The organism is Sphingomonas bisphenolicum, from assembly GCF_024349785.1.
GTDB lineage: Bacteria > Pseudomonadota > Alphaproteobacteria > Sphingomonadales > Sphingomonadaceae > Sphingobium > Sphingobium bisphenolicum.
Genome location: NZ_AP018817.1, coordinates 1,933,287 through 1,957,991 on the forward strand (window position 1 = coordinate 1,933,287; position 24,705 = coordinate 1,957,991).

At 61.6% G+C, this 24,705-nt stretch carries 20 protein-coding genes; 4 read left to right on the forward strand and 16 right to left on the reverse strand.

Translation table 11 applies throughout. The features are described from left to right. Positions 1–9 precede the first annotated feature (9 nt). The 7 genes from SBA_RS09570 to SBA_RS09600 form a co-directional block, all read right to left on the reverse strand. Complete coding sequence (locus SBA_RS09570; protein ID WP_261934237.1) at positions 10–1,581, reverse strand: ABC transporter substrate-binding protein; 1,572 nt, start codon at positions 1,579–1,581, stop codon at positions 10–12. Continuing rightward, entirely contained in the window at positions 1,578–2,942 is a 1,365-nt protein-coding gene (locus tag SBA_RS09575) for an aldehyde dehydrogenase family protein (RefSeq protein WP_261936711.1), read from the reverse strand. Before SBA_RS09575 ends, SBA_RS09570 begins: the two co-directional genes overlap by 4 nt. Positions 2,943–3,063: 121 nt before the next feature. Next, a complete protein-coding gene (locus tag SBA_RS09580) occupies positions 3,064–4,341 on the reverse strand; it encodes an NAD(P)/FAD-dependent oxidoreductase (protein WP_261934238.1) in 1,278 nt (425 codons plus the stop codon). 10 nt (positions 4,342–4,351) lie between these two features. Then, positions 4,352–5,173, reverse strand: a complete 822-nt coding sequence (locus SBA_RS09585; protein ID WP_261934239.1) for a GNAT family N-acetyltransferase — start codon at positions 5,171–5,173, stop codon at positions 4,352–4,354. Positions 5,174–5,238: 65 nt separating this feature from the next. Then, on the reverse strand, positions 5,239–6,327 hold the full coding sequence (locus SBA_RS09590; RefSeq protein WP_390902326.1) for a DUF1624 domain-containing protein: 1,089 nt from the start codon (positions 6,325–6,327) through the stop codon (positions 5,239–5,241). 153 nt (positions 6,328–6,480) lie between these two features. After that, positions 6,481–6,897 carry a RidA family protein gene (locus SBA_RS09595; RefSeq protein WP_261934240.1) on the reverse strand — a complete coding sequence of 139 codons (417 nt, stop codon included), beginning with the start codon at positions 6,895–6,897 and terminating at the stop codon, positions 6,481–6,483. After that, positions 6,891–8,066, reverse strand: coding sequence for a DSD1 family PLP-dependent enzyme (locus SBA_RS09600; RefSeq protein ID WP_261934241.1), 1,176 nt, complete (start codon positions 8,064–8,066; stop codon positions 6,891–6,893). The genes SBA_RS09595 and SBA_RS09600 overlap by 7 nt, the downstream gene beginning before the upstream one ends. 107 nt (positions 8,067–8,173) lie before the next feature. On the opposite strand from SBA_RS09600, the gene SBA_RS09605 reads away from it, so the two are divergent. Beyond that, a complete protein-coding gene (locus SBA_RS09605; RefSeq protein WP_261934242.1) occupies positions 8,174–9,091 on the forward strand; it encodes a LysR family transcriptional regulator in 918 nt (305 codons plus the stop codon). Positions 9,092–9,219: 128 nt separating this feature from the next. On the opposite strand, the gene SBA_RS09610 is transcribed toward SBA_RS09605, so the two are convergent. From SBA_RS09610 to SBA_RS09650, 9 genes are all read right to left on the reverse strand, one after another. Continuing rightward, positions 9,220–10,419 (reverse strand): MFS transporter, encoded by a 1,200-nt coding sequence (locus SBA_RS09610; RefSeq protein WP_261934243.1) that lies wholly within the window; start codon positions 10,417–10,419, stop codon positions 9,220–9,222. Positions 10,420–10,431: 12 nt separating this feature from the next. Continuing rightward, complete coding sequence (locus SBA_RS09615; RefSeq protein ID WP_261934244.1) at positions 10,432–10,962, reverse strand: DUF3237 domain-containing protein; 531 nt, start codon at positions 10,960–10,962, stop codon at positions 10,432–10,434. A 66-nt stretch (positions 10,963–11,028) separates the two neighbouring features. Continuing rightward, a complete protein-coding gene (locus tag SBA_RS09620) occupies positions 11,029–13,389 on the reverse strand; it encodes a TonB-dependent receptor (protein WP_261934245.1) in 2,361 nt (786 codons plus the stop codon). 69 nt (positions 13,390–13,458) lie between these two features. Further along, positions 13,459–14,709 carry an SGNH/GDSL hydrolase family protein gene (locus SBA_RS09625; protein WP_261934246.1) on the reverse strand — a complete coding sequence of 417 codons (1,251 nt, stop codon included), beginning with the start codon at positions 14,707–14,709 and terminating at the stop codon, positions 13,459–13,461. Next, on the reverse strand, positions 14,697–16,457 hold the full coding sequence (locus tag SBA_RS09630; protein WP_261934247.1) for a tannase/feruloyl esterase family alpha/beta hydrolase: 1,761 nt from the start codon (positions 16,455–16,457) through the stop codon (positions 14,697–14,699). The genes SBA_RS09625 and SBA_RS09630 overlap by 13 nt, the downstream gene beginning before the upstream one ends. Next, positions 16,454–17,368 carry an ROK family protein gene (locus SBA_RS09635; protein WP_261934248.1) on the reverse strand — a complete coding sequence of 305 codons (915 nt, stop codon included), beginning with the start codon at positions 17,366–17,368 and terminating at the stop codon, positions 16,454–16,456. The genes SBA_RS09630 and SBA_RS09635 overlap by 4 nt, the downstream gene beginning before the upstream one ends. After that, complete coding sequence (locus tag SBA_RS09640) at positions 17,356–18,480, reverse strand: glycoside hydrolase family 68 protein (RefSeq protein WP_261934249.1); 1,125 nt, start codon at positions 18,478–18,480, stop codon at positions 17,356–17,358. Before SBA_RS09640 ends, SBA_RS09635 begins: the two co-directional genes overlap by 13 nt. A gap of 349 nt (positions 18,481–18,829) precedes the next feature. Then, the gene (locus SBA_RS09645) at positions 18,830–19,834 is read right to left on the reverse strand and encodes a LacI family DNA-binding transcriptional regulator (RefSeq protein WP_261934250.1); all 1,005 of its coding nucleotides are present in this window, start codon (positions 19,832–19,834) and stop codon (positions 18,830–18,832) included. A 516-nt stretch (positions 19,835–20,350) separates the two neighbouring features. Continuing rightward, the gene (locus tag SBA_RS09650; RefSeq protein ID WP_261934251.1) at positions 20,351–20,974 is read right to left on the reverse strand and encodes a TetR/AcrR family transcriptional regulator; all 624 of its coding nucleotides are present in this window, start codon (positions 20,972–20,974) and stop codon (positions 20,351–20,353) included. A gap of 131 nt (positions 20,975–21,105) precedes the next feature. On the opposite strand from SBA_RS09650, the gene SBA_RS09655 reads away from it, so the two are divergent. From SBA_RS09655 to SBA_RS09665, 3 genes are read left to right on the forward strand one after another with little or no spacing between them, the layout of a single operon-like run. After that, positions 21,106–23,100, forward strand: coding sequence for a flavin-containing monooxygenase (locus tag SBA_RS09655; protein ID WP_261934252.1), 1,995 nt, complete (start codon positions 21,106–21,108; stop codon positions 23,098–23,100). A gap of 55 nt (positions 23,101–23,155) precedes the next feature. Continuing rightward, positions 23,156–23,578 carry a VOC family protein gene (locus SBA_RS09660; protein WP_261934253.1) on the forward strand — a complete coding sequence of 141 codons (423 nt, stop codon included), beginning with the start codon at positions 23,156–23,158 and terminating at the stop codon, positions 23,576–23,578. 26 nt (positions 23,579–23,604) lie between these two features. Then, a complete protein-coding gene (locus tag SBA_RS09665; RefSeq protein WP_261934254.1) occupies positions 23,605–24,663 on the forward strand; it encodes a hypothetical protein in 1,059 nt (352 codons plus the stop codon). Positions 24,664–24,705 lie beyond the last annotated feature (42 nt).

Sequence of the window (24,705 nt, forward strand, 5' to 3'; positions counted from 1 at the left end):
GGCGTAGCCTCAGCCTTGCCACCACACATGTTCTGCGAAGGTGTATCCCATGAATCCACCGAGCGGGTTTGGCGACAGCCCTTTCAGACGCCGGTCATATCCATCAAGAAGGCTGATGAAGGCGGGAATGACGACGCCGCAATGATGTTTCACCAGAGCCTGCATCTCGCTGTACATGGCTTTGCGTTTGCCTTCGTCCCGTTCGCCTCTCGCTTCGAGCAACAGGCTGTCGAACCGGGGGTTCTTCCAGCGCGATTCATTCCATTGCGCGTCGGACTTGAAGAAAAGGCTGAAGATCATGTCGGCCGTGGGCCGGGGATTGCAATTGCCAAAGCCCAGGGGATGTTTCATCCAATGCGTGGACCAGTAGCCATCGGCGGGCATGCGATTGACCGCCAGTTTAAGTCCAACGCGCGAGCCATATTCCTGAAGGATGGACGCCATATCGACCGATCCTTCAGCCGCCGCCGACGCATAGATCGGCAGCCGGACGCCGGTCAGCCCGCCCTTGTTGATATGCCATTTCGCCTTGTCCAGATCGAGCGCGATCTGCGGCAGATCCTTGTTATAATAGGGGTGGAACGGGGGAATGGGGTGATCGTTGGCGATCATCCCATAATTGCGGAACAGCGCGCGATTGATGAGCGGGCGATCCATCAGATATTTGAGCGCCGCCACGAAATGCGGATTGGATGTCGGAAGACGATCCTGCGCCGCGATGAGATTGGTGTACAGCCCGGACTTCGACTCCAGGATAGCATGTCCGGACGACGCATTGATCCGGCGAACCGATCGCGGATTGACCGCGCAGATCATGTGGACATCGCCCGATAGCAGGGCGTTCACGCGGCTCACCTCGTCGGGAATGCCGATCAGTTCGACTTCTTCGAGATAGGGGCGGCCATTCTTCCAGTAATGGGGGTTGCGGCGCACGAGCGTACGAATGCCAGGACGAAATTGCGCCAGACGATAAGGGCCGGTTCCGTTGGCCGTCTGGAAATCCTTCGTTCCCGTAGCCAGTATCCCGAAATGGGATTGGGCCAGTATCTCCGGCAGATCGGCATTGCGGCCTGTGAGCGTGATCCGCAGATCCAGCGGCCCGGTCGCCTTCACTTCGGCAAACTGGCCGGCGATCCCTGCCAGTTTCGATCCGACCGATGGATTTTTGTGTCGAAGCAGCGTGTAGACGACATCGTCCGCGTCCAGCGTCTTGCCGTCATGGAAGGTCACGCCTTTGCGCAATCGCAGATGCCAGGCTTTCTGGTCATTGCTGACTACACGCACCGCCAGAGCCGGCTGCGCGCGCAGATCGCCGTCCAGTTCGGTCAGCTTGCTGTAGAGCATCTCGTGGCGCAGATAATCGCCATTATTCGCGCCTTTCGCCGGATCGAGCGTGTCGGCGGTCGAGGATGTCGTGCCCGCGACGCGGATGCGTCCACCCACGCGCGGTCTTTGCGCTGCCAGCGCGGCTTCCGGCAGCAGCAGGCCAGAAGCGGAGGCAAGGAAACCGGCGCCCGCCTGGCCAAGGATGTTCCGACGGGAATAGCCCTCCGACCGTGCGTTGTCCTCACTGCCGGTCATGACGGATCATATCCCAATATGGCTTTGGTTTCGAGGCATTCCTCCAAGCCGAAAACGCCATATTCGCGGCCATTGCCCGACTGTTTGTAACCGCCGAAAGCCGCATGCGCATCCCATGCGGGGTGATTGATATGCACCTGGCCGGACCGGATGCGACGAGCGACCCGGCGCGCACTTTCCACATCCGCCGACTGGACATGGCCGCCCAGGCCATAGACGGTGTCGTTGGCGATCGCGATCGCCTCTTCCTCCGTCGCATAGGGTATGATGCACAGAACCGGCCCGAAAATCTCCTCCTGCGCGATGCGCATGTCGGTGGTGACGCCGGAAAATATCGTGGGCTGGGTGAAATAGCCCTCGTTCAATCCTTCCGGACGGCCCGGACCGCCGCAGATCAGCTTCGCCCCTTCGTCGATGCCGACGGCGATCATATATTGTACGCGGTCGAACTGCGCCTTGTTGGCGACCGGACCCAGGACGCTGTGCTGCGCCATGGGATCGCCCACGATCATGGTTTCCGCATGACGCCGCGCCAGCGCTTCTACCTCCGCCAGCCGATCGGCGGGCACGATCATTCGCGTCGGCGCGCTGCACGACTGTCCCACATTGCGCAATGCCGACGCGACGCCCAGCGGCACCACACGCTCGAAATCGGCGTCGGGCATCAGGATGTTGGGCGATTTGCCACCCAGTTCCTGCACCACGCGCTTGACCGTCACGGCGGCGGCCTGCGCCACCAGCACGCCCGCGCGCACCGATCCGGTGATCGATACCATGTCGATGTCGGGGTGGGAGGCTATGGCCGCGCCGACCTCCCCGCCCGTACCGTTGATCAGATTGAAGACGCCGGGCGGCGCGCCCGCATCATGCATGATCTGCGCGAACAGCAGAGCGCTCAGCGGCGAGAGTTCGCTCGGTTTGAGGACCACGGTACAGCCTGCGGCGATGGCGGGCGCGACCTTGGCGGTGATCTGGTAGAGCGGCCAGTTCCAGGGCGTGATCAGGCCGCAGACGCCGATCGGCTCCCGCACGATCGCCGTTGATCCCTGAAGAGTGACGAAGGCATAGTCGGTCAGCGCCTCCATCGCCGCGCGCACATGCGCTATGCCGAACGGCACCTGCGCGCTGCGCGCGAAGCTGATGGCGGTGCCCATTTCCGTCGTCATCGCGAACGCCAGTTCTTCGGCCCGTGCTTCCATCAGGGCGAGCACCCGTTCCAGCAGCGCGCGCCGTTCCTCGACAGATGTAAGCGAAAAAGTCGCAAAGGCCCGTCGCGCCGCCGCGACGGCATGATCGACATCGGCGGCGGTGCCCATGGCAAGCGAGCCGATGGCCTTTTCGGTGACCGGGCAGATGATCATGCTGCTGTTGTCCGAAGAGGATGTGCGCCACTGACCATCGATGTAGAATTGGCGATACTCCGGGAGGCTCACTGATCTGTCCTTGTAATGCTGTTGACGATAAGCCCGATATTCGCGACTTTCAGTGCAATATGTCCTGCAATTTATAATAGGCGCCGACGAACGGCAGGAACCATGTCGGACCGAAATGCCCTGGAATGGCGGGCCAGTCGAAATCTCTCCACGGGTTGGCCGCTGTGTTGCCGTCCATCACCTCAGCCATGATCTGGCCCATATAGGTCGACATCTGCGTGCCGTGCCCGCTATAACCCATGGAGTAGAACAGGCCGTCATGTTCACCCGCGCGCGGCAGGCGGTCGGCCGTCATGTCGACCATGCCACCCCAGCAATAATCGATCCGGACATCGGACAGGCTGGGGAATATCTCGATCATCGATCGCTGGAGGATGGCACCGCTCTTCATGTCCGACCGGGGGTTGGATTTGGCGAAGCGCGCCCGACCGCCGAACAGCAGGCGATTGTCGGGCGTGACGCGGAAATAGCTGACGAAATTGCGCGTGTCGGTCGCGTTGCGGCGATGCGGCAACAGGCTGTCCAGCCGTGCCTGCGACAAAGGTTCGGTGACGATCAGGAAGGCGCCGACCGGCACGATGCGACGGCGGAAATAGGATAGCGGCCCGACGGCCGAGGTGCCCGTCGCCAGCAGCACCTGCTTTGCGGTGACCTGGCCCGATGGTGTGGACAGGCTATGGGCATGACCGTTCAGGCGCTTCATGCCGGTGACCGGACTATTCTCATGCAACCGAACGCCATAGCGCGCCGCTGCGGTCGCCAGGCCATGGGCGAATTTGCCCATATGCATTGCCGCGCTTTTGGGAAAGATGAGGCCGCCGAAATAGCGGTCGGTGCCGACTTCAGACGGCATGTCCTGACGGGACACCATATAGGCGTCCGGATCGGCGCCTTGCGCCATCAGTTCCTGCGACCGCGCCAGCTTGTCATAATGGGCGGGTTTGGCCGCCATCTTGAGCTTCCCGACGCGCCTGAAGTCGCAGTCGATCGCTTCTTCGCGGACGATGCGTTCGACCGTATCGACCGCTGTGTTGAAGCTCTGGTAAAGGCGTTTGGTGGCATCGGCGCCAAGACGGCCGACCATGCCGGCATAATCCTGCGCAAAGCCGTTATTGCACATGCCCCCATTGCGCCCGGACGCGCATCCGCCCAGCCGCCCGGCTTCCAGCAGGATGACGCGCGCGCCTTTTTTCGCCAGCGCAATCGACGCGGAAAGGCCGGTAAAACCGCCGCCCACCACCGCCACATCATAGTCGCCTTCGAGCGGACCCTTTTCCGTGCCCAGGAAGGTGGGAGCGGTGTCGTGCCAATAGGGGGTGAGTTTCATGCGATGTGCCTCAACCGAAAGACTGGCTTGCAAGAGCATAGATACGGCCGGGCCCTACAATGGGTGGGCGCTGCCCCCGGATCATGGTGGTGACGTTGCCGACTTCCGGCAGGCCCTGCGTCGTCAACCAGTCGCCAAGGCCGCTGTCGCCGGTGATATCGACGCGCAGAAACTGGCCTGCTTTCTCTGCGATGAAATGACCGATCAGCAACCGGGCATCAGCTGCCGTTGCCGCGACGACCGGCCCGACCGCATGACCAAAGCCGAAGGGCCGACACAGGGCGAAGCCGTCGATCACGCCATTGCGTTCGATGACCGCCGCGGTGCCGATGCGGGCGAACGTCTCGATCAAACGGGTCCGCTCCGCGCCGAAGAAAGCATGCGCATCCATTTTAGCGATAGCGGGCAGGTCGCTGGCCTGCGCCCGTCGGACGGGTCCGGTCGGGAACGGGGCGCGCGCAGCAGGCATCTGCGCCTGATGCTGGTGAACGGTGCCAATATCGCTGAATCCGAAGCTTTTGTAGAGGCGATGCCCCTCTGCGGTCGAGTTCAGCAGAAGTGTCCGATCGCTGGTCGCTTCGAGCATGGTGTCCATCAGTGCCCGTCCCAGTCCACGGCCCTGCATCGCAGGTGACACGATGATGATGCCGCAGGTGGCGAAGGCGTCGCCATAAGACCACCAGAATGTGGAGGCGACGATCTCGCCGTCCGCCTCCGCCAGCAGGCCTTGGCCGAGGTCCAGGGCGACGCGCCAGTCGTCCCGACGATAGGGCCAGCGTACCGCCTGCGACAGCGCCAGCGCGCCATCGAGATCGCGATCCGTATCGCTCATGGGCCGCAGCGTGAAAGAAGAGAGGGTGGAAATCGCTCTATCCTTGATCTGATCCGTGGGGCTGTTCACAAATAGCGCAGCCAGTGTTGATCGCGATGATCCCGCTTGTACTGGGCGAACCATTTCGACGGATAATAGAGCGGCAGGATCAGCGCGATCGACCAGATCCAGACCCAAACTATCGATTCGACACCGAATGATGGACCGTGATTGGGACCCCAGATCAGCAGCGCGCTGTTATACAGGGTGCGCAGCACGTAGATGTGCAGGATATAGTAGAACATCGGTGCGCTTCCCAGCGCAGCGAGCCACGCCGTCGCCTTGCCGTCGTTGCGCCGTTCGAAAAAGGCCAGCAGCACCGCGCCCAGACCCAAAGTGGGCAGCAGGAACAACAAGGAGGGGGGGTATTTGGTGAGCGCGAGGAAGCTCATCACCGTCCTGATGGTTTCGCCGGTGTAGAACCATGGCTTGTCGCCATAGGCGTTGACGAAGCGCAACGCGACGAAACCCAGGATGAAGGTCAGCCCAAGGCGCATCAGGCGCCGCCGCCGTTCGGCCGGCTGGACGTCCGACGCGAACCAGGGACCAATGGCGTGACCCAGCAGGATCACGCCGATCCATGGCAGAACGGGATAGGTCGTCCTTGCAACGAAGCCAGCGCCCAGATCGATCGTGGCGCGCTGGTGCAGCATCGCCCATGGCACATAGAAGCTGTCGCCCGGCTGGAGAATGATGCCGTCGAGCAGATTATGGCCGAAGAGGATCACAAGGCCGATGGCGATCCGCGCGCGGGACGGCAGATGGATCAGCCCGGCCAGTAAGATCATACAGATGCCGATGGTCCAGATGACCTGCAACCAGAATATTTTGGGCGGGAAGGTTGTGGACCAGGCGAACGTGATGAGGGTGACGTCCACCACCATCAGGAACAGGCCGCGCTTGATCAGGAATAGCGATGTTTCCGCCTTGCTGTGCGACTGGCCGAAGAGCCAGGCGGACAAGCCCGTCAACGCCACGAAAACCGGCGCGCAAATCTGACTGGTCAGACGCGTGAAGAACAGCGCAGGATCGACCGTCAGGGCGTTCATCGGGTCCGTGACCTGATGATGGAGGAACCAGGTTTCCCGCACATGATCCACCAGCATGATGATCATGACCAAACCGCGTAGGGCGTCAATCGCGAGCAGGCGGGTTTTTGCTCTGGCTTGATCACCCAATTGCGAAGGCGCCTTGGCGGGCGCTCGTCCACTAAATGTCGCGGTTGCCATCGGCGGTTCCTTTACATCGAGTCAAATCAGGCCGGGGAGTCAGCCCGCACAGGCGGCGATGGCGTCGATCTCGACGAGATAGCCATAATGGAGATGCGGTACGGGTACGACCGACCGGGCCGGACGAATATCGCCCAGCAACTCGGCATAGACAGCATTGAAGCGGGGCCAGTTTTCGATGCCCACGATATAGACCGTCACCTTGAGAAGCTGTTCGACCGAACTGCCGGCTGCCTGCGCGACGGCGAGCAGGTTGCGGATGGCAAGGCGCGCCTGATCGTCAAAATCCGCCTCCGGACGGTGCGTGCCGTCAGGCGCGATCGGCAACTGGCCGGAAATATAGGCCAGGCCGCCATATTTGATGGCCTGCGCATAATGCCCGCCCGCCGCGGGCGCATCGGCCGTGGTGACGGGAAGCGGGGTGGAGCCGATCATATCGATGTCCTTCATCACCATCCTCCAAAGCGAGGCCAGACGGCCTCGATGCTGTCGCTTTGGCCCCGGACGACATGATAGCTGTCATGCTGCGCGCCCGTTGCGCAGGCGTGGTTGGGTAAAATGCGCAGACGTGTGCCGATCGGTAAGTCGGGGAGCGATGCCGTCGAACCGGGCCGGACCGTGATGATGCCATGTTCCTGGTTCGCTTCGGACAGGATAAGGTCGCCCAGGGGCCGGCCGTCGATATCGCAGACCAGACCATAGCCCTGATCGACCGCCTGCTTGGCGGTGCCGCGATCACGGGACATCGCCATCCATCCGGCATCGACCAATATCCAGCCCTTTTCCGGCTGGTGGCCGATCACCGTTCCCAGCACCGAAACAGCGATGTCGTCGATCGCGCAGACGCCGATTCCGGCCATGACCAGATCGAAAAAAACGAATACGCCTGCGCGCATTTCGGTGACGCCGTCCAGCGCTTGCGCGAAATGCGCAGTCGGCGTCGACCCGACGCTGACGACCGGACAAACGAAGCCCGCTTCGCGCAACAGGGTCGCGGCCCGAACCGCGGCGGCGCGCTCGCCCTCGGCGGCAGCGCGTAACGCCTCATCATCGATCGCGCCGTAGCTGGCGCCCGCATGGGTCAGTACCCCGCGCAGGCTAGCGCCATTTTCCAGCGCCCTGGCGATGTCGACAAGAAGCGCCTGGTCTTCGGGCAGGACGCCCGACCGATGGCCGTCGCAATCGATCTCGATCAGAGCCGGTATGATGTCGCCCGTCCGGCGCGAAGCTTCCGCGACGGCACGAGCCTGCTCGACGGTATCCAGCGTGACCGAAAGATCGACCCCGGATGCTCGAAGGGCCAGGACCCGATCGATCTTGTCGGGTGAAATGCCCACCGCGTAGGTAAGGTCGGTCACCCCGGCCAGAGCGAACTGCTCGGCTTCCTTGAGCGTCGAAACCGTCGCTGGACCGGCGGGAGAGGTCATGACCCGCCGTGCCGCATCAACCGACTTCGCCGTTTTCAGATGCGGCCGCAATTGCACGCCTAACCGGTCCAGTCGTCCGCGCAACCGCGCAACGTTGCGATCCATGCGATCCCGGTCGAGGATGAGGCACGGGGTGCCGACGCTCTTGAGCGTTTGGCTGCCGACATCGGTGGCATAGCGGTTCATTTCATCCAGCAAGGCTGATTCCGTTTCACTCTTCAGGGACGTGACAGAAGAGCTAGTTTATGGAAAATTTGCGTGTACTCAATTAATCGATTTGTCATTTGAGATTAAGGTGAATGTTAATGATATCGAGCGACGATTTCCTTTTCTTCGGGGTCATTGCCGGCTCAAGCTCGTTGGCGGATGCGTCCCGTCGGCTCAATGTTTCGGCGCCGGCCGTAACGCAGCGGCTGAAGGCGCTCGAACAGCGCGTCGGGGTGCGGTTGATCGATCGCTCGTCGCGCGGGCTCAATCTGACGGATGAAGGCGAACTCGTGGCGGCCGAGGGCGCAGCGATCGTGGATGCGATCGAGCGACTTGACGAGCGACTGGGGCGAAGATCGACCACCGTCAGAGGAAAATTGAGGATTGCGGCGCCCTATGGCTTCGGCCGGGAATTTGTCGCGCCTGTGGTGCGTGAATTTGTTCAACTCCATCCGGAAGTCACGGTAGCGCTTGAACTGTCTGATAATCCAGCATCGCTGTCATCGGATAGCTGGGATTTGGCCATTCACATCGGGGCGCTGAGTTCAACCAATAGGTTGGTCACCACGTTGGCGCCCAACCGACGCATCGTCTGCGCGTCGCCTATCTATCTTCAGGACCATCCGCTTATCAAGAAACCTGAAGATTTGCGGCAATGCCGCTGTCTGGCCCTGAGAGAAAATGATGAAGACGTCACGCTTTGGCGTTTTTTCCGGCCTAAGTGCAACCCCGAGACGATCCGGATAAAGCCGGTCATGTCAACGAATGACGGCGCTATCATGCGAAGTTGGGCTCTTGCTGGACTGGGTGTGATTATGCGATCGGAATGGGACATTGCGCATGATCTGGCGAATGGCAGCCTTGTGCAGATTTTGTCCGACTGGCAGACGCCCGATGCGGACGTCGTGGCACTTCTGAGTGCGCGAAATGGGCGAAGCCATCGTATCACAGCCTTCCTCGAAATGATGCGAGCTTATCTTCATCCTATACCTTGGCGGGCAGTTTCGAGAGCATGAGGGGGCGCGCGTCCTTGCCTGTCTAGATCTTTCAATCCTGCAATGGCTGCTCTCAGGCATGGCCGCTGGCGATGCGGGCCGGCGGTTGTAGCATAACGCAAATTACCGTCAGCGCGCCAAGAGAACGACTATGACTGGTAATCGACTTGGCCACGCCATTGGAGTTCCACGCTTGCCGGATCGAAGAGCATGTTAAGGATAAGGCCAGTAGCCAGGGCTGCTGCGAACGCCGTAGCAAGATAAAAGCCATATATCGCATCACCCAGATATTCGCCGATCAATCCCATCGTCAGAGGGGCGGCGACGGCACTGACGCAGGTGAAGAAGAGGATGACGCCGGAAATCGCGCCATGCTGTGCCTTGGGAAAGCAACTGATCCCCTTCGAGTTCAGGGTCGGATAGATGACTGACATGAACAGGCCCGACAGTGGTAGAGCGATGACGGCGAAGGGGCGTCCGCCGAATATCGCGCAGGCGAAGCAGAGCAGAATGGCGACGCCGCACAAAGCCATCACGCTGGTCCAGTCATAGCGTTCCAGCAGCCAGAAGCCGCCGAACCGGCCGATCACGCGCAGGATGAAGAAGATCGACAGCGCATAGACGGCCCATTGCCAGCCGGGGCCGCTATAGCCCGCGAGCAAAGTGGGCATCCAGACATAGATGGCGGTTTCGACCCCGACATAGAGCATGATGCCGGAACTGAATGCCAGGGCATAGCGATTGCGTAGCATCGCCAGCATGTCGGCAAACGGCGCGCCATCCGGGACGGCGGCACGCATCGGTGGATAGGGAACACGCCAGGCGACGATCATAAGCAGACCGCAGAATATCGCGGCGATCAGGTAAAGCCATTTCCACGACGCGTCATGCGACAGGAGATAGGCGACGATGGCCGGGCCGATGATCGCGCCGATGCCGAAAAAGCCCTCCACCACGTTCATCGTCGCGGTATGGGCGCGGGTCGATGTGGATATGTCGCCGATCAGCGCGAGCGCGGCGGTCTTGAAGATGCCAACGGCAATGCCGCCGACGAACAGCAGGACGAGGAAGAGGCCGAAACTGCTGATCCAGGCGAAGAGCGAGGCGCTGAGGCCGAACAGGCCAAGGCCGATGAGGATCGTCGCCTTGCGCCCCAAGCGATCGGCCAGCGAGCCGAGCAACACGCCGCCCAAGGCTATGCCGCTCATCGTCGCATAATGGAACGATCCGCCTGCGGTCATGCCGAGATTAAATTCGCGGGTGACCGAGGGGATGATGACGCCGACCGATTCCGAAGTCATCGCGAACATCAGAAACATGAGGTAGGTGAGCCAGCGAATGCGTGCCATCGTCGTGCGATCCTAAACCAGCCTATATATGCGAATGCGGACGGCGGGCGTCCTGAGTTCGGGAACCGGGCCTAAGGTGCCTGCGAACATCGCTTCGTTCAGCCAGCCGTGCGGTCCGGTGGGTGCTTCGAAGGTGGTGGTGGTTTTGGCATAGCCTTTTCCGGCCAGCCCTTTGTTCTGAATACGGATGACGGTGCCGTCGGCTTCGCGCATCAGATAGGCGGCTTCCAGTTCGGTGAAGCCGTCCGGGCGGATCAGTTGCCAGTCCATGCCTTCGGGAAAGATCGTACCGCTGATCCTTGGCCCCTTGAACGTGCCGCCGGTGATGGGGATGCGGACGCGCTTGCCGTGCGGGGTCGTGCCGATGTCTTCGGGCGGTCCCAGCGTGACGATCGCTTCATAGACGAATTCCGCACGCGGCGTGTCGTCGGCCTTGGCTTGGGCGGCGATGCCCGGCGTGTCGATCAGGCCGGTCGCCACGGCGCCCGCGGCCAGCAGCACACCCCTGCGCGATGGCAGGTTATCATGTTGTTCGTCCGCCATGCCTATGTCCTCTCCCGACGATGGAGCGCGCCCTTTGTGGAAGGCGCGCTCCATGGGTGTTTGTTATCAGAATTGCATGCCCAGACGCACGCCATAGGTGCGGGGCGGATCATAGTTCGCGGTGGTGCTGCTCCACACCGTCACCAGATTATTGGGCACCCGCTTGTCTTCCAGATTGTTGACAAAGGCGGTGAGCGACAGTTGCCCGTTGTCGGTTTCGTAGCGCAGGTTGAGGTCGGTCTTGGTATAGGATGCGCGGCGGCTCTGCGCATAATTTTGGATGTCGCTGAAGGTCCGCGACTGGACGTAGAAATCGACGCTGGGCGTCAGGCTGCCTGCGCCGCCCAAGTCGAAGATATGTGCATAGCTGGCGCGGGCGCTCCATTTGGGGGCGTTGGCCAGTTCGTTGCCGGATACGTCGCGAATGACGGTGCCGGGCAGCGGCTGGTTGCCGAAAGCGGCCGTAATCGCATTATAATTGCCGCTGGCCGAATTGAGATTGTCCGATGCGTTCGGGAAGGAACGGATCTTCGCGTCGAGATAGGAAACATAGCCGCTGATCCGGTCGGCGCGGGTCGGCCGGAATACGGTTTCCAGTTCGATGCCGCGCAGGCGGGCCGTCGCGGCATTGGTCGTCACCGCCGACACCTGATTGGTGAGCGGGTTAAGGACAATGCTGGAAACCTGAAGATCCTTATAGTCCATGTTGAAGGCGGTGGCCGACAGATAGAGTTTGCCGCCCATCAGCGAGCTGCGGACGCCGACTTCGTAATTGGTTACGGTTTCCGGCTGATATTGGCGATATTGCGGAGCGTTGCCGCTGGCTTCCAGACCGCCGCCGCGGAAGCCCGTGCCGACGCTGGCATAGACGAGCGTTTCGGGGGTTACTTCATAATTCACGCCGGCCTTCCAGCTGACGTTGGAGAATTTGGCTTCCGGCCGGTTGGTGTCGTCGGACAGGGCATAGACAAAGGGGATGCCGGGGCAGGTCGTGGGCGTGATGTTCGCTAGCGTGATCGTGTCGCCGGGGCAGACCAGTTCGATGTTGCGCTGGTTGACCTGTTCCCATGTGGAACGCACGCCGCCCAGTATCTTGAGGCCCGGCGCGATTTCGAACGTGCCCTGACCGAAGACGGCCTGCGACTTGGTACCCTGACCCCGGTAGGAGGTTACGACATCGACGCCGCTGATGGTCGAAATATTGTTGCCGGTGCCGACGACCTTGGAGATTCCGGCCGCGTTGAAGATGCTGTTGAAAGGGGCAGGTGCGGTGTCGCCCGCATGGAGCAGGCGGGTGCCGGAGGGTTGCTTGTCCTGATAGAGATAGCCGCCCAGCACGAGATTGAACGGGCCGGAATCGAAGTTGGCATTGAGTTCGTGCGACCGGGTTTCGGTGCGCCGGTCGATATTTTGCTGCGTGAAGACGCCTGTCGCGGAATCCACGCCGATATTCTTCAGCACCGAATAACCGGCCAGGTAAGTGAAGGACAGCGTATCGCTCGCCTGCCAGGTCAGACGCGATCGGGCGGCGTAATATTTTATGTCCATCTGGTTGTCAGTGACGAGATCCTGCCCGGCGTTGACGGTTTCGTCGTAGATCGTCTGGATCGGGCCAAAGGTGCCCGCTGGGATATTGGCGTTGGGATAGACGTTGCGGCTGCGCATATAGGTGAGCGGGATCGTGCCCTTATTTTCCCCATAGTTGAGCGACACGCGCCAGGTCAGGCTGTCGCCCAGACGCAGGATGGAGTTGACGCGCAGGCCGGCCTGATCGGTCTTGTTGTAATTCTGGCGCGCGCCATATTTGCCTTCATACCCGTCATCCACCTGCCGGTAGGCGGAGACGCGCAGGGCGAAGGCGTCGCTGATCGGCAGGTCCACGGCGGCGCGGGCGCGGACTTCGTTGAAGCGGCCATATTGGATGTCGGCGTTGAAGCCGAGCGTCTTGCCCGGATCGGCAGTGTTGATGTTGACCACGCCTGCGGTGGCGTTGCGGCCATAGACGGTGCCCTGCGGCCCGCGCAGAACCTCCACCGATCCAAGGTCGAACAGGCCAAGCGTCAGGACGGCGGCGGACGGATCGTAGATGCCGTCGATCTGCGTGGCGACGGTCGAATAGCCGCTGAAGCTGTTGTTGGAGCCGATGCCGCGAATGGCGAAGCCGTTTTGGCTGGATTGCAGGCCGGGCACGGTGCTGGTCAGCGCGGCGGCGGAATCCACGCCTTGCCGGTTGAGGGTGTCCTGCGTCACGACGCTGACGGCGACGGGCGCCTTGGACAGCTTCTCGGAGGTTTTCTGCGCGGTGACGACGATGTCGCCCGCATAGTTTTCGGGCGCGGTCGTGTCCTGCGCCAGGGCGGGGGAGGACAGGGCCGTGATGCTGGCACCGATGCTGGCGCTGGCGAAAAGGAATGACAGTCTGTTCATGATACTCTCCCTTTGATTGCCCGGAACGGCTTGATCCCCTTGATCCGGGCGATTGTTTTTGTGGCGATGTCAGAAGCGGAAATGGTCCCGCGCGGCCTTGGCCATGGCGGCATAGCCGGCGTCGGACGGATGGAGTTTGTCGCCGCAATCATAGGCGGCGAGGATATGGTCGGGGGCGGATGGGTCGCGCACGACCGCGTCGAAATCGATCACGCCGTCAAATTCGCCGCTGGTGCGGATCCACTGGTTGATGGCCTGACGGATTTTTTCCTTTTCGGGCGTGGCGTAGCCAGGGAAGGTGGAGCCCAGGAACGGCGTCAGCGTCGCGCCATGCACCTTGATCCCACGGGCATGGGCACGCTGGATCAGCTGACGATAGCCTGCGATCAGGTCATCGGCGCTGATCGTGGGATGATTGCCTGGCGCGCGGGGGTTTTTGAGGCCGCTGAGGCCAAGGTCGTTGATCCCTTCCAGCAGGACGATGTCGGTGACGCCCGGCACGGCCAGCGCGTCGCGGTCGAAGCGAGCAAGGCCGCTCTGGCCGACTTCGTCGCGCAGGACGCGGTTGCCGCCGATGCCTGCATTGGCGATGCCGATATTGGCGATGCCCTTGTCGGTCAGCAGGCGTGCCAACTGGCCCGGCCAGCCGCGCAGCAGCGGATCCTTCGCACCGAAGCCATCGGTGATGGAGTCGCCGAAGGTGACGATCGCGCGGGCCGTCCGGTCCGATTGGACGAGGACCGAGGAGACGATTTCGCGGGCGGAGACGGAGGTCATGTTGGTCAGCGTGACCGATGCGGTCTGGTCGGCGCCGGTGGCCCATTGTGCGATATGATTGGGGTCGGACTGGGGCAGCGTGACCTTCACGGGCAGATAGACACTGACGATGGCGACTGCGCCGGGCTTTACGGAAAGCGCGAGCGGATCGGACAGCAGAGGCGCGCCCATGGGCAGGCGCACCGAGCGTGCGCCGGAAAAGGTCAGCGGGCGAAGGGTGGTGGCGTCGATCCGACCCTGCGCATCGGCAAGGGCGATGGTCGCGCTGCCGATCGTCACGTCCTGTAGCTGGGTTTCGCCGGACAAGCGGACCTGTAATTTCGTGCCGCCTGCGCTCAGGCGCAGATGGTAGCGGATGGTGCCCTGCACTTCCGGCGCGGGCTGCCAGAAATCATAGGGGAGTTTTTCGGTCGGCACGGACGGGCTGGACGCCCAACTCGCCACCCAGCGGCCATTGTCGGCGGCGAAAGCCTGCATCGGCAGCAGTACGGCATGGAGCGCGACGGCTGCTAGAGCGCATAGGCCCGACCTCATCTTACGCATTCGAAACTATCCTCTCTCTCGATGTCGCCCTTGCCCTTGTACCGGGCATATTCGGGATATTTGCAGATCGGGCGGGTGCGGCCGGGCCAGGGGCTGGCGGCCGATGCGACGCCATGGAGGCGATCGGGTGCGCGGCCTTGTTCGACCCAGGCGACCATCGCGGCGAAGGCGTCATAGCGGTCGGTGGCGGGACCGCCTTCACAATGATTCATGCCGGGGACGGGGAAGATGCGCGCGGTGTCGGAGGCCGCGCCATGATAGCGGGCATCCATTTCGCGATACCATTGCAGCGTGTCGTTCAGCGTGAAGACCGGATCGGCTGCGCCATGGGGGACGATCAGCTTGCCACCGGCGGCGCGGAAGGCGTCGATGTCGGGCGAACGCGCGGACATCATGTCCCAGCCGGATTCGCTGAAGGGGGCGGCGGTGCGATAGATGGCGTCGGCATCTCGATCGAAATCATAGGCCATCTGCCATTGCAAAAGCTTTTGTGGGTCGGGCGAGGCGAGCGTCGGTGGCGTCTGGAAGATGGTCGGCAGGGCGGACCCGCCGATCAATATGTTGAGCGCGGGCACGCCTTCCTTGGCGAGGCCCAGTTTCCATACGGCCCAGCCGGGCGCGCCGATGCCGCCGTCCCAGGGAAAGCTGGCATAGAGGGCCGTGCCGTCGCGCTTGCGCGGGCCGGACAAGGACTTGGACAATATGTCGATCTGCGCGCGGGACAGACACTGGCCGCTCTGGTCGCCCTTGCAGGTGAAGCTGTGCAGGACCGGCAGCACATCGGCGTTGGTGCATTGATCGATGCGCATGACGAGGCCGTCGACCAGCCCGTCCTTCCCATCGCAGGCTTTCAGGACAGCGCTGCGCACGATGCCGAGCTGGGCGGGGGAGTAGAGGCTGGCAAACTGGCTGAACGGGCGCACGCCCTTGGCGTCGGGCTTGAGCAGCCGCCCGAAATGCTGCGCGTCCCACGTCTGGGCCAGACCGGCGCGGGGTAGGGACATGCCCGGCGCGGCGGCGACGATGCCGTTGAAGGAATTGGGGTAGCGATGGGCGAGCGCGAGGCCTTCCTGCCCGCCCTTGGAGCAGCCTGCAAAGTATGAATAGCGCGGCGCTTTGCCGTAGAAGGTGGTGACGGCGGCCTTGGCGGCCTGGGTCACCGCGTCGAGCGAGGCATAGGCATAGTTGCGGCGCGCTTCCGGATCGAAGCCGAAGGCGACCGCGCCGCCCTTGGTCGGATCGCTGTTGACGGCATTGTCGTGGCCGGAATCCTGGCTGACCACGGCATAGCCCTGGGCGAGGGCCGGGGTGACGAGGCCTACGCCTGCCGTTGCGCCGAGCGCATTGCCGATTTCGCCATTGGTGCCGCCGCCGCCCTGAAACAGGAAGCGACCATTCCAGTCGAGCGGCAAGCGCAGATGGAATTTGATGGCGTAACTTTGGCCGTCCACGCCCTTGCGTTCGGCCATGACTGCGCGAATGTCGCAATGGCTCTTGAGCGGCGTGGCGTCATATTGGAAGTCGCGTGGGTCCGGTTTCGGCGCTGGTCCTTGCGGCACGAAGTCGGCGCTGGTGACCCGGGTGGAAGCGTCGGGCCAATGACCGCGCAATGTGTTGGCGAATGCAGCGCATCGACCGCCATCGGATGCGTTGGGCGCAACGGGGCTTGCCGCAGATACCGGCGCGCACGCGACGATGAGCGTGGCGAGGGCGGAGGTCGTGAACCAATGGCTGGCGTGGCGGATCATGCTGGCGTCTCCCGCAGGGCATTCTGGCCGATGATGATCGCGCCCAGCGGTCCAGCCTCACGCCCCAGTCCCGGTGGCACGATCAGATCGTGCAGGGCATCAAGGTCCAGACCCGCCAGATAGCTGCCCAGATTGTCGGCGACCGCGACGCGGATGTTGTCGAGCAGGGCGGGGCGGTGGTCGAGAACGCCGCCGCCGATCACCAGACGGTGGGGCGAAAGGCACAAGATGAGCATCGCGGCCCATTCGCCCAGTTCCGCCGCGACCCGTTGCCATATAATATCGTCGTCCGGCACCTCGGCCAGGGGGCGGTTCGCGCGCGCGGCCAGCGCGGGGCCACCGATCAGCCCCTCCAGGCAATCGCCATGAGCGGGACATGCACCTGCAAATGTGTCGCCCGGCGTGCGGCGGATGCGCATATGGCCCGCTTCGGGATGAAGACGGCCATGAACGGCCTTGCCATCGACGACGATGCCCAGCCCAACGCCGGTGCCGATGGTCGCATAGACGTGGACAGGGCAATCGGTCGAAGCGCCCCAGGCGCCTTCCGCCAGCGCTGCGCCCGCCACGTCGGTATCTATCCCCACCGGTATGGCGAAACGACGGGCGAAATGGCCATGGACATCCACGCCCGCCCAGCCGGGCTTGGGCGTATTTTCCATATGCCCGAAATGCGGGTCGGCGGGGTCAAGGCAGAGCGGGCCGAAGCTGGCGATGCCGATCGCTGCAAAGGGCGCTCCCCTGCGCCAGCCGTCCAGCGCGGCGGCGATATCGTCAAGCGTTTCCGGCCCTCGCGTCGGCCAGCGGCTTTGGTGCAGGATCGTGCGGCCCCGCGCCAATGTCGCGATGCATTTGGTGCCGCCCAGCTCCACACCGGCGATCAGGGTGTCCTTATCGATCACGCCAGCCACGCGCGTTCTCCGTCCAGCATGATCTGTAGTTCGGGCGCGGGGGTGCCGCCGAAATGCGCGCGGGCTTGCGCGACATCGCGGGGCGGCTCCGTCAGCCCGACCAGATCGACGAAACTCTGCACGCGCAGGTCCGGCAAGACCAGCCAGCTATAGGCCTGATAAGGCGCGGCGGGCGGATTTCCGAAGACAAGGCCTGACCCGTTCAACGGGCGCCACGGGCCAGATAGCCTTTCGGCGACCATGCCATAAAGGCCCGTCGGACCAGCGGGGCCGGACGGCGCGAATACCTTGGTCTGGGTGGACCAGAAGAGATAATAAAGGCCGTTGCGGACGATGACATGCGGCCGCTCCAATTCGTTGTTGAGGCCGTCGGCATCGACCAACGGCGGCAGGATCTGCCAACCGTTCTCCGCGATGCGCCGGGCGATGCCGACGGCTCCGTTCCAGGCGGATGTGGATCGAGCAAGCGATCCGGCAAAGAGGAGATATTCCGCACCGTCGGCAGGATCGCGGAAGAAAGCGGGGTCGCGAAACGCCTTGATCGATCCGATCGCGCCGCCGCCGGTCATGTCGCTGCTATAATGGACGTCGTCGGGCGTGACGCATTCCTTTGGCGTCGCCCAGGGCGACAAAATGACGCTGTCCTTCTCCACCGACAGGCGCGCGCTCGTCTGGAACAGCCTCTGGACGAAGCTGATTTCCGCCTCGTCCCGAATGCCCGCGACGGTGTAATAAAGGGTGATCGTCACGCCATCGGGCGACAGCATCGCCGAACCGGACCATTCGCGGCTGCCGGGAGACAGGCCATCGGGCAGCACCGGACCCAGATCATGCCAGTTCGCGCCTACATTATGCAGTAGGCGCATGCGAGCCATGGCATGGCGGGCATCCGGGTCGGGCAGGATCGGCGCGGACAAGGAGATGAACAGTGTCCCGCCGGCAATTTGCGCCGGATGGCCGTCGGCGTGCTGAACCGGCCAATAGTCCCACAGGTCCAGACTATCGATCACGCGAGGCTGGGCCGTGATGAGGGGCGCGTAGGATTCAGGCGCCGCCTTGATGCGCATTACGTCTTGGGCTGTCCAGCGCGTTGGAATGATGGTGCCGCTCATGCCGCGATACGCCCGAAGGTCACGACCTTCGCCAAGGCGTGCAGTCCCTGGCGAAGGTCCGACTTCCGCCGCGCGGGCCATGCCGCCGGCGTAGTGCTCGTCATGGTGCAGGTGGGAACGCGAAACATGCTTTGGCCGATCCGTGCGACGTCGCCGCTGCGCTCATCGCGCTGATGCTTCATCCATGAAGCAACCCGTGTCAAAAGCAGCGCCCGCACCATCGTCCCCCAATTCGTCGTCTTATGTGTTGCAGCATTGCTATATCGAACAACAAACGTTTGCAAGAGGAAATGCAAACGTTAGCAATGGCATTTTGCTGCTATGGGCGATGTGTGGGGAACGCCGCCGATCAGGCGGAGGCGCGCAGCACCAGCGTGGGAGGCAGGGAGATGGATGCCGTCTTTTTCCCGGCGATGCGCTGGAACAACAGGTCGATCATCATGCGTGCGCCCAGCGCGACATCCTGTCGAATTGTGGTGAGCGACGGAGTGGTCTGACTGGCGATGAAGACATCGTCATAGCCGATGACGGCAATGTCTTCAGGCACCCGCAGGCCATGATCGGCAATCGCGCGCAGGGCGCTCAAGGCGATAACGTCGGACGCTGCGAAAATGCCGTCGGGGGTCGGATGATTGCGCATATAGTCGCGGATCGCGGCATAAGAAGCTTCAGGGGTTACATGGGTGGGCAAGACGAAACCCGGCGGCACGTTCTCCTGCGCAATGGCATGGTTGAACCCGGCGAATCGCGCTTCGAATTCCGGCACGTCCGGATTGCCCAAAAAGGTCAGCCTTTTGCGGCCAGTGGACAGAAGGCGCCGGGCTGCCAGACGCCCCCCTTCGAAATTATCCGAACCTACAGTCATCTGGTTGTAGCCAGCGACCGAAGCGCCCCAAACGACGAGAGGATCATAGGTGGCGGACACTTGCTCGATTGCGTCGATCTGGTTCGATTGGCCGACGATGATGACGCCGTCGACCTTGCCGGAATCGACGAAAGCCTGAAGCCACCGATCGTTCGAGGGAATGACGCGCGACAGCAGTAGATCATGGCTGCGATCGGCCAGGGCGTCGGCGAGAGAGGCTATCAGGCTCATGAAGAACGGGTCGGTCAGATGCTGTTCGGTTTCGTGACCCAGCGGCAGCACCACGCCGATCGCACCCGTTCGCCTGAGTCGAAAATTGCGCGCTGCGACGTTGATCTGAAAATCATGGTCGCGGGCAAGCTGTTTGATCCTGTCTCTGGTCGCCTTTGCAACCAAAGGATTATCCGCCAGGGATCGGGAAACAGTGGATATGGATACCCCGGCAAGTATGGAAAGATCGGCGAGACTGGCGGCTTTCTGGCGTTTCATTTGCATATTCCAAGGCGGGTTTCATGCCATTCGAAGGACTTTGCGATTTCCCGATAATTTCGGTGCTAGGGATAGGCCTTGTCATACGCAAGACGCTAGCGATGCAAGGAAGCCCCAGCATCCGAGTTCAACTGCTGCTTCGGCACGCTGAAAACCCAAAGCCGCCCGCCGGCCTTTGGGAAATCGCATCGGCCTCTAGATAGCTGTGAAAGACTCTATAGCGATGAAGGACCCGACCTTGCGGCGATAGCGGCACCCCAGCGCGCGAGCCTTGTCATTAGGCGGCGGGGGGCTGACCATCGGCGACCGGAGGGTCACGCAGGAGGTGCGGCTTCACAGCTACGGCTTAGTCCGACAACCAGAACGACGAGCGGGACATCGCAGGGGCTTCCATCCAGATAGGAAACCATTGAATCAAGCCGTCCAAGCTTACTAAACAGGGTGATTGAGTTTTGACCAAAGAGGGCAATAGCGATCACGCTTCAATCCAGAACGAATAGTATCAAGAAGCAGCCTTTATAGAGTAGAGTGGATCCCATTCAGAAATATCGTGGTGACCAAATCGGCATGCGCTCTCATTTCGGCATCCGTCATTGGCTCACCGCCCAGAAGCAACCTGCGTTGCCACTCTCCAAGAGCCATGACAACAAATTGCGTGGCTATAGGGTGGCTTGCTGCTTCCGCCATGCCTTCGCCTTCGAGGATGCTGACTACGGGCATGACTTGATAACGCTCGAACTGTATCCGAGAAATCTGGCGTAGCTCGTCAAAGTCGCCGCCTTCGCGATAGATCAACCTGGCGATCTGCAGGCTGAGGGGCGGAAATAGCTGCCGTTGCATTTCCGTTGCGTAAGTGACCAGGCGGCTGTGGAGATCACCTTCCAAATGGGGCAGGTCGGGTTGGATCTGGCGACCGGAATAATCGAGGCAAGCCTCGAAAAGTGCAAGTTTGTCAGGATAATAATTATAGAGCGTTCGGCTCGAAACTTCAGCCTTTTCTGCAATGTCCCGCAGCGATGCCGCGCGAAACCCCATGTGGGCGAATTCCTCCAAAGCCATGGCGATCAGGCGCTGTCGTTTTTGCTCAGCCTCGTCCGCCTTGGGGCGTCCAGCTCGTCTTTTTGCCTGTATTTCGCTCATTTCGATCCTCTTTCGATCAGCATTGCGTCGAAGGCAAGGCCATTCCTCACGCAGATTGACTAATTACACATGGAACTGTAATTAATATATATCGAGTCGGCGACATGTCGACCATTTGGCGGAGGCAAAGGATGCAGGGGCGAGATTCTAGTGACGACAGGATGATGCAATCCGGGACTGAGGCGGCGATTCAGGCTCTGGATCCCGTCATGGCGCTCATGTCCCTGATCCAGATCACTGGCGATAGAACCCTGCTGCATCACTATTGGGACGCGCTCGATGGCCGACAGGAAACGGTCGTCGAAGCCTTCCGGGACATTAATGCACATGATCTGCGGAAGCGGGTTGATCCGGTCATCGCCGCGGAAATTCGTGATGCGCTGCGGGTGGCGGTGAAGGCGGGCAAGCCCGCGGTCATGCCCCATATCGACATGCCGATGTTCCGCCAAATGTCGCGGCTGCTGTTGGGCAAGGATTTGCCGGAAATGTCGATGGCCGTCGCTTTCCAGCATGGCGGTTTCACGACCGACACCCGCGTCCGGGCCGCAAAGGACATCCCGCCAGCGGACTTCAAGGTCATCGTGGTGGGAGCGGGAATGATGGGGATCAATGCCGCTGTGAAACTGCAGCAGGCAGGGTTCGACTACACTATCCTGGAAGCGATGGACAAGGTGGGCGGCAACTGGCTGACCAACACCTATCCGGGGGCTGCGGTCGATACGCCCAGCCGGGTCTATTCCTTTTCGTTCGCGCCCAATGCGTCATGGACCCAATTCTATCCGCGCGGTCCCGAATTCCTGTCCTATCTGGAACGCGTCACCGACAAATTCGCTTTGCGTGAGCGCATCCGCTTCGGCACATGGGTAGAGGGCGCCGAATGGGACGAGGCGCGCAAGATCTGGACGGTCAGGGCCGTACGCGACGGCAAATCCGAGACGCATGAATGCAACGTGCTCATCATGGCGGTCGGCCCGAACAATAATCCCAATTACCCCAATGTGAAGAATATCGACGTCTTCAAGGGACCGGTCATCCATTCGGCAGCCTGGGATCATAGCGTCGATCTGGAAGGCAAAAAGGTGGTGCTGGTGGGCACCGGCTGCTCGGGTGTGCAGGTGGCGACCGCCATTGCCGACACGGTAGACGAACTGGTCGTCGTCCAGCGCCAGCCCGAGCATATCATCCCCAATCCGCAAGCCCACGCATCCGTCGACGAAATCGAACGGATCGCCATGGAGCAGATTCCGTTCGTCGTGAACTGGAAGCGGCTGCAGAGCCTGGAAAGCCAGATGGGGGACATGCACGGCATGGTCATCAAGGATGACGATTATGCCGCGAAGACCGGCGGCTTCGGTCCGATCAACGATGGCATGCGGATGTACGCCGAGGGCTATCTACGGAGCCATTTCCCCGACGATCCGGAAATGGTCGAATCGCTGACGCCCAATTTCCCGGTCTTCGCGAAGCGTCCGATTCTGGATTGCGGCTTCTATGACACGATCAAGAAGCCGAATGTCTCGATCGTTCGCGGCGAACTGGCCGAGGCCGACGACAATGCCGTCATCCTCTCCGATGGCACCCGCATCGAATGCGACGCGTTGCTGCTCGCGACCGGCTACAACCTCCATTTCGGCCGTCAATTCGACATTCGCGGCACCGACGGCAGGACGCTCAAGGATGCTTTCGATCCTCACCCCTTCTCCTATGAAGGCATGTTGATCACCGGCTTCCCCAACTTCGTCTTCATGGGCGCGCCGTACAGCTATCTGGTCGCCAACCATGCGGTCGTGAGCGAACAGCAGGTCCATTACATCGTCGAACTGCTGCAATGGATGGTCGATGACCATCTCGCCTCCTTCGACGTGACGCCTGCCGCCACCAGGGCGTTCGTCGATGATGTCGACGCCAATCTCGCGCGATCGGCCTGGGTCCAATGCGGCAGCGCCCATGGCTATTATCGCGACAAGGGGAACGACGGAAAGAAGAAGGTCATCCTCGCCATCCCGCGCCATAATTCCCGTATCTGGCATGATCTGCGAAGCCCGCGCGAGGAGGATTTCGGCGTGACGAGACGCGAAGGCGGGCAGCCAGCGGGCGATCGCAAGATGGACATGTTGACGATCTGACCGCGCGGAATGGCGCCAGCCCATTTTCAGACCCATTTCCAGACGAGGATAATTTATGACCGATCCACGCCCCGCCGGCAGCAATGATGGCATGACCTTCGCCTTTTCCAAGACCTTCGTGAGAGATCTGGACGCGATGGCGAAATTCTATGAGGACGTCCTTGGGCTCATTCCGTTCAACCGCCACCAGGATGCGATGTTCGGTCGCGCGATCGATGAAATCACATATCAGGCCAGTTATGCCGGTGGTCCCGCGCTGACCCTGATCGCTTATGTCGAGGGCGAAGCACCCGCTGCAGGGGAGGCCGTGCAGGGTTTTGTAACGCAGGATCTCGATGCCGTCTGCGCCCGCGCGACGGCGGCCGGAGGAGCGGTTCCCGATCCGATCCGCGAGGTGCCTGAATTCGGGCTTCGCGTGGCGTTCGTCATCGATCCGGAAGGCCATATCAACGAAGTCATCCAGATGTTGAACCACTAACCAAGCCGCAAGTCAGGAGATTGACCATGCTTCGTGATTTGGCCGAAACCTTCCGTCCCGTCGCACCGCCGCAACTGATCGACAATGCTTACAGCAACGACCAGCACAGTCGCCTGCTTAACGTCGTCCGCGACAATGGCCCCTGGCCGTTGATTCTGGCGGAGAATTTCAAGACGCCGGAAGAGGTTATCGCCACGACCTCCGGCGCCATACCCGAAGGGGTGACGCTGACATGGGACATGATCGGCCTCAATCCGGTTTTCAGGGGCTATCTGGCGCGTGGTGGCACCTGCTTCTATCCCGAGATCGAGGACTGCTATTATAACAGTCGCTTCCTCGAACTGGTCCGCAATTATTGGGGGTGCCAATATGCGGAGCCGGAAACATTCCTGTTCAACATCCAGGGACCGACCCCGATCGGCGGTCCGCCGCATCTCGACGGCACCGTATTCCGTGGCATGACCATGGAGAACACACCGCTCTGGCTGCTGTTGACCATGGCCAAGTCTCGCCTGTTTGACCGGTGGCGTTCGAAAAAGGGACAGGTCATCGCATGGTATTATAATGGTCGGATCGGGGGTGGCTTCAATTGCTGGCCCGATGGCCCGAGCGGTCAAGCGATGCAGATCAATGCGCCGATGTGGGGCAAGGCCGTGGTCGTGGAAAATGAGATGATGTTCCATCATGGCCAGGCCACCGGCCCCGTCGCGCAGCGCAAGCCGCAGGGCATGGATATCAGCACGACCTTCGGCGCCGATCCGGAGAATCCGACCGGCTGGCAACTCGCCACGTCCGGCAAGATCAACCAGAAGGTGGCAGAGCAGGACATGCGTTTCCTCGTCCACTGGGGGGCGCGGCTGTTCAAGGACATGGCGGATTTCAGGCAGACCTACGATCATAGTGACGACATCGGCGCCGATCAGGCGATCAACATGCTGATCGCCGACATGAAGACGCGGGGCGTACAATTTGTGGAGCCGACCGATCCGCTTCATGACAACAGCTTCGTCGCTCTGTTGAGCCAAGTTTACGACATTGGCGGCCCCTCCAATATTCCGGCCGACGCGATGGACGAGGCGGCCTGAAAGGCAGCCGTCGATCTGACAAGGCGTCATTGGAGACACTGC

Excerpts from the sequence above, each read along its gene's own strand:
- SBA_RS09570 (WP_261934237.1), bottom strand. The coding sequence starts at position 1,581 with ATGACCGGCAGTGAGGACAACGCACGGTCGGAGGGCTATTCCCGTCGG.
- SBA_RS09575 (WP_261936711.1), bottom strand. The coding sequence starts at position 2,942 with ATGATCATCTGCCCGGTCACCGAAAAGGCCATCGGCTCGCTTGCCATG.
- SBA_RS09580 (WP_261934238.1), bottom strand. The coding sequence starts at position 4,341 with ATGAAACTCACCCCCTATTGGCACGACACCGCTCCCACCTTCCTGGGC.
- SBA_RS09585 (WP_261934239.1), bottom strand. The coding sequence starts at position 5,173 with ATGAGCGATACGGATCGCGATCTCGATGGCGCGCTGGCGCTGTCGCAG.
- SBA_RS09590 (WP_390902326.1), bottom strand. The coding sequence starts at position 6,327 with ATGATCATCATGCTGGTGGATCATGTGCGGGAAACCTGGTTCCTCCAT.
- SBA_RS09595 (WP_261934240.1), bottom strand. The coding sequence starts at position 6,897 with ATGGTGATGAAGGACATCGATATGATCGGCTCCACCCCGCTTCCCGTC.
- SBA_RS09605 (WP_261934242.1), top strand. The coding sequence starts at position 8,174 with ATGATATCGAGCGACGATTTCCTTTTCTTCGGGGTCATTGCCGGCTCA.
- SBA_RS09610 (WP_261934243.1), bottom strand. The coding sequence starts at position 10,419 with ATGGCACGCATTCGCTGGCTCACCTACCTCATGTTTCTGATGTTCGCG.
- SBA_RS09615 (WP_261934244.1), bottom strand. The coding sequence starts at position 10,962 with ATGGCGGACGAACAACATGATAACCTGCCATCGCGCAGGGGTGTGCTG.
- SBA_RS09620 (WP_261934245.1), bottom strand. The coding sequence starts at position 13,389 with ATGAACAGACTGTCATTCCTTTTCGCCAGCGCCAGCATCGGTGCCAGC.
- SBA_RS09625 (WP_261934246.1), bottom strand. The coding sequence starts at position 14,709 with ATGCGTAAGATGAGGTCGGGCCTATGCGCTCTAGCAGCCGTCGCGCTC.
- SBA_RS09630 (WP_261934247.1), bottom strand. The coding sequence starts at position 16,457 with ATGATCCGCCACGCCAGCCATTGGTTCACGACCTCCGCCCTCGCCACG.
- SBA_RS09640 (WP_261934249.1), bottom strand. The coding sequence starts at position 18,480 with ATGAGCGGCACCATCATTCCAACGCGCTGGACAGCCCAAGACGTAATG.
- SBA_RS09645 (WP_261934250.1), bottom strand. The coding sequence starts at position 19,834 with ATGAAACGCCAGAAAGCCGCCAGTCTCGCCGATCTTTCCATACTTGCC.
- SBA_RS09650 (WP_261934251.1), bottom strand. The coding sequence starts at position 20,974 with ATGAGCGAAATACAGGCAAAAAGACGAGCTGGACGCCCCAAGGCGGAC.
- SBA_RS09655 (WP_261934252.1), top strand. The coding sequence starts at position 21,106 with ATGCAGGGGCGAGATTCTAGTGACGACAGGATGATGCAATCCGGGACT.
- SBA_RS09660 (WP_261934253.1), top strand. The coding sequence starts at position 23,156 with ATGACCGATCCACGCCCCGCCGGCAGCAATGATGGCATGACCTTCGCC.
- SBA_RS09665 (WP_261934254.1), top strand. The coding sequence starts at position 23,605 with ATGCTTCGTGATTTGGCCGAAACCTTCCGTCCCGTCGCACCGCCGCAA.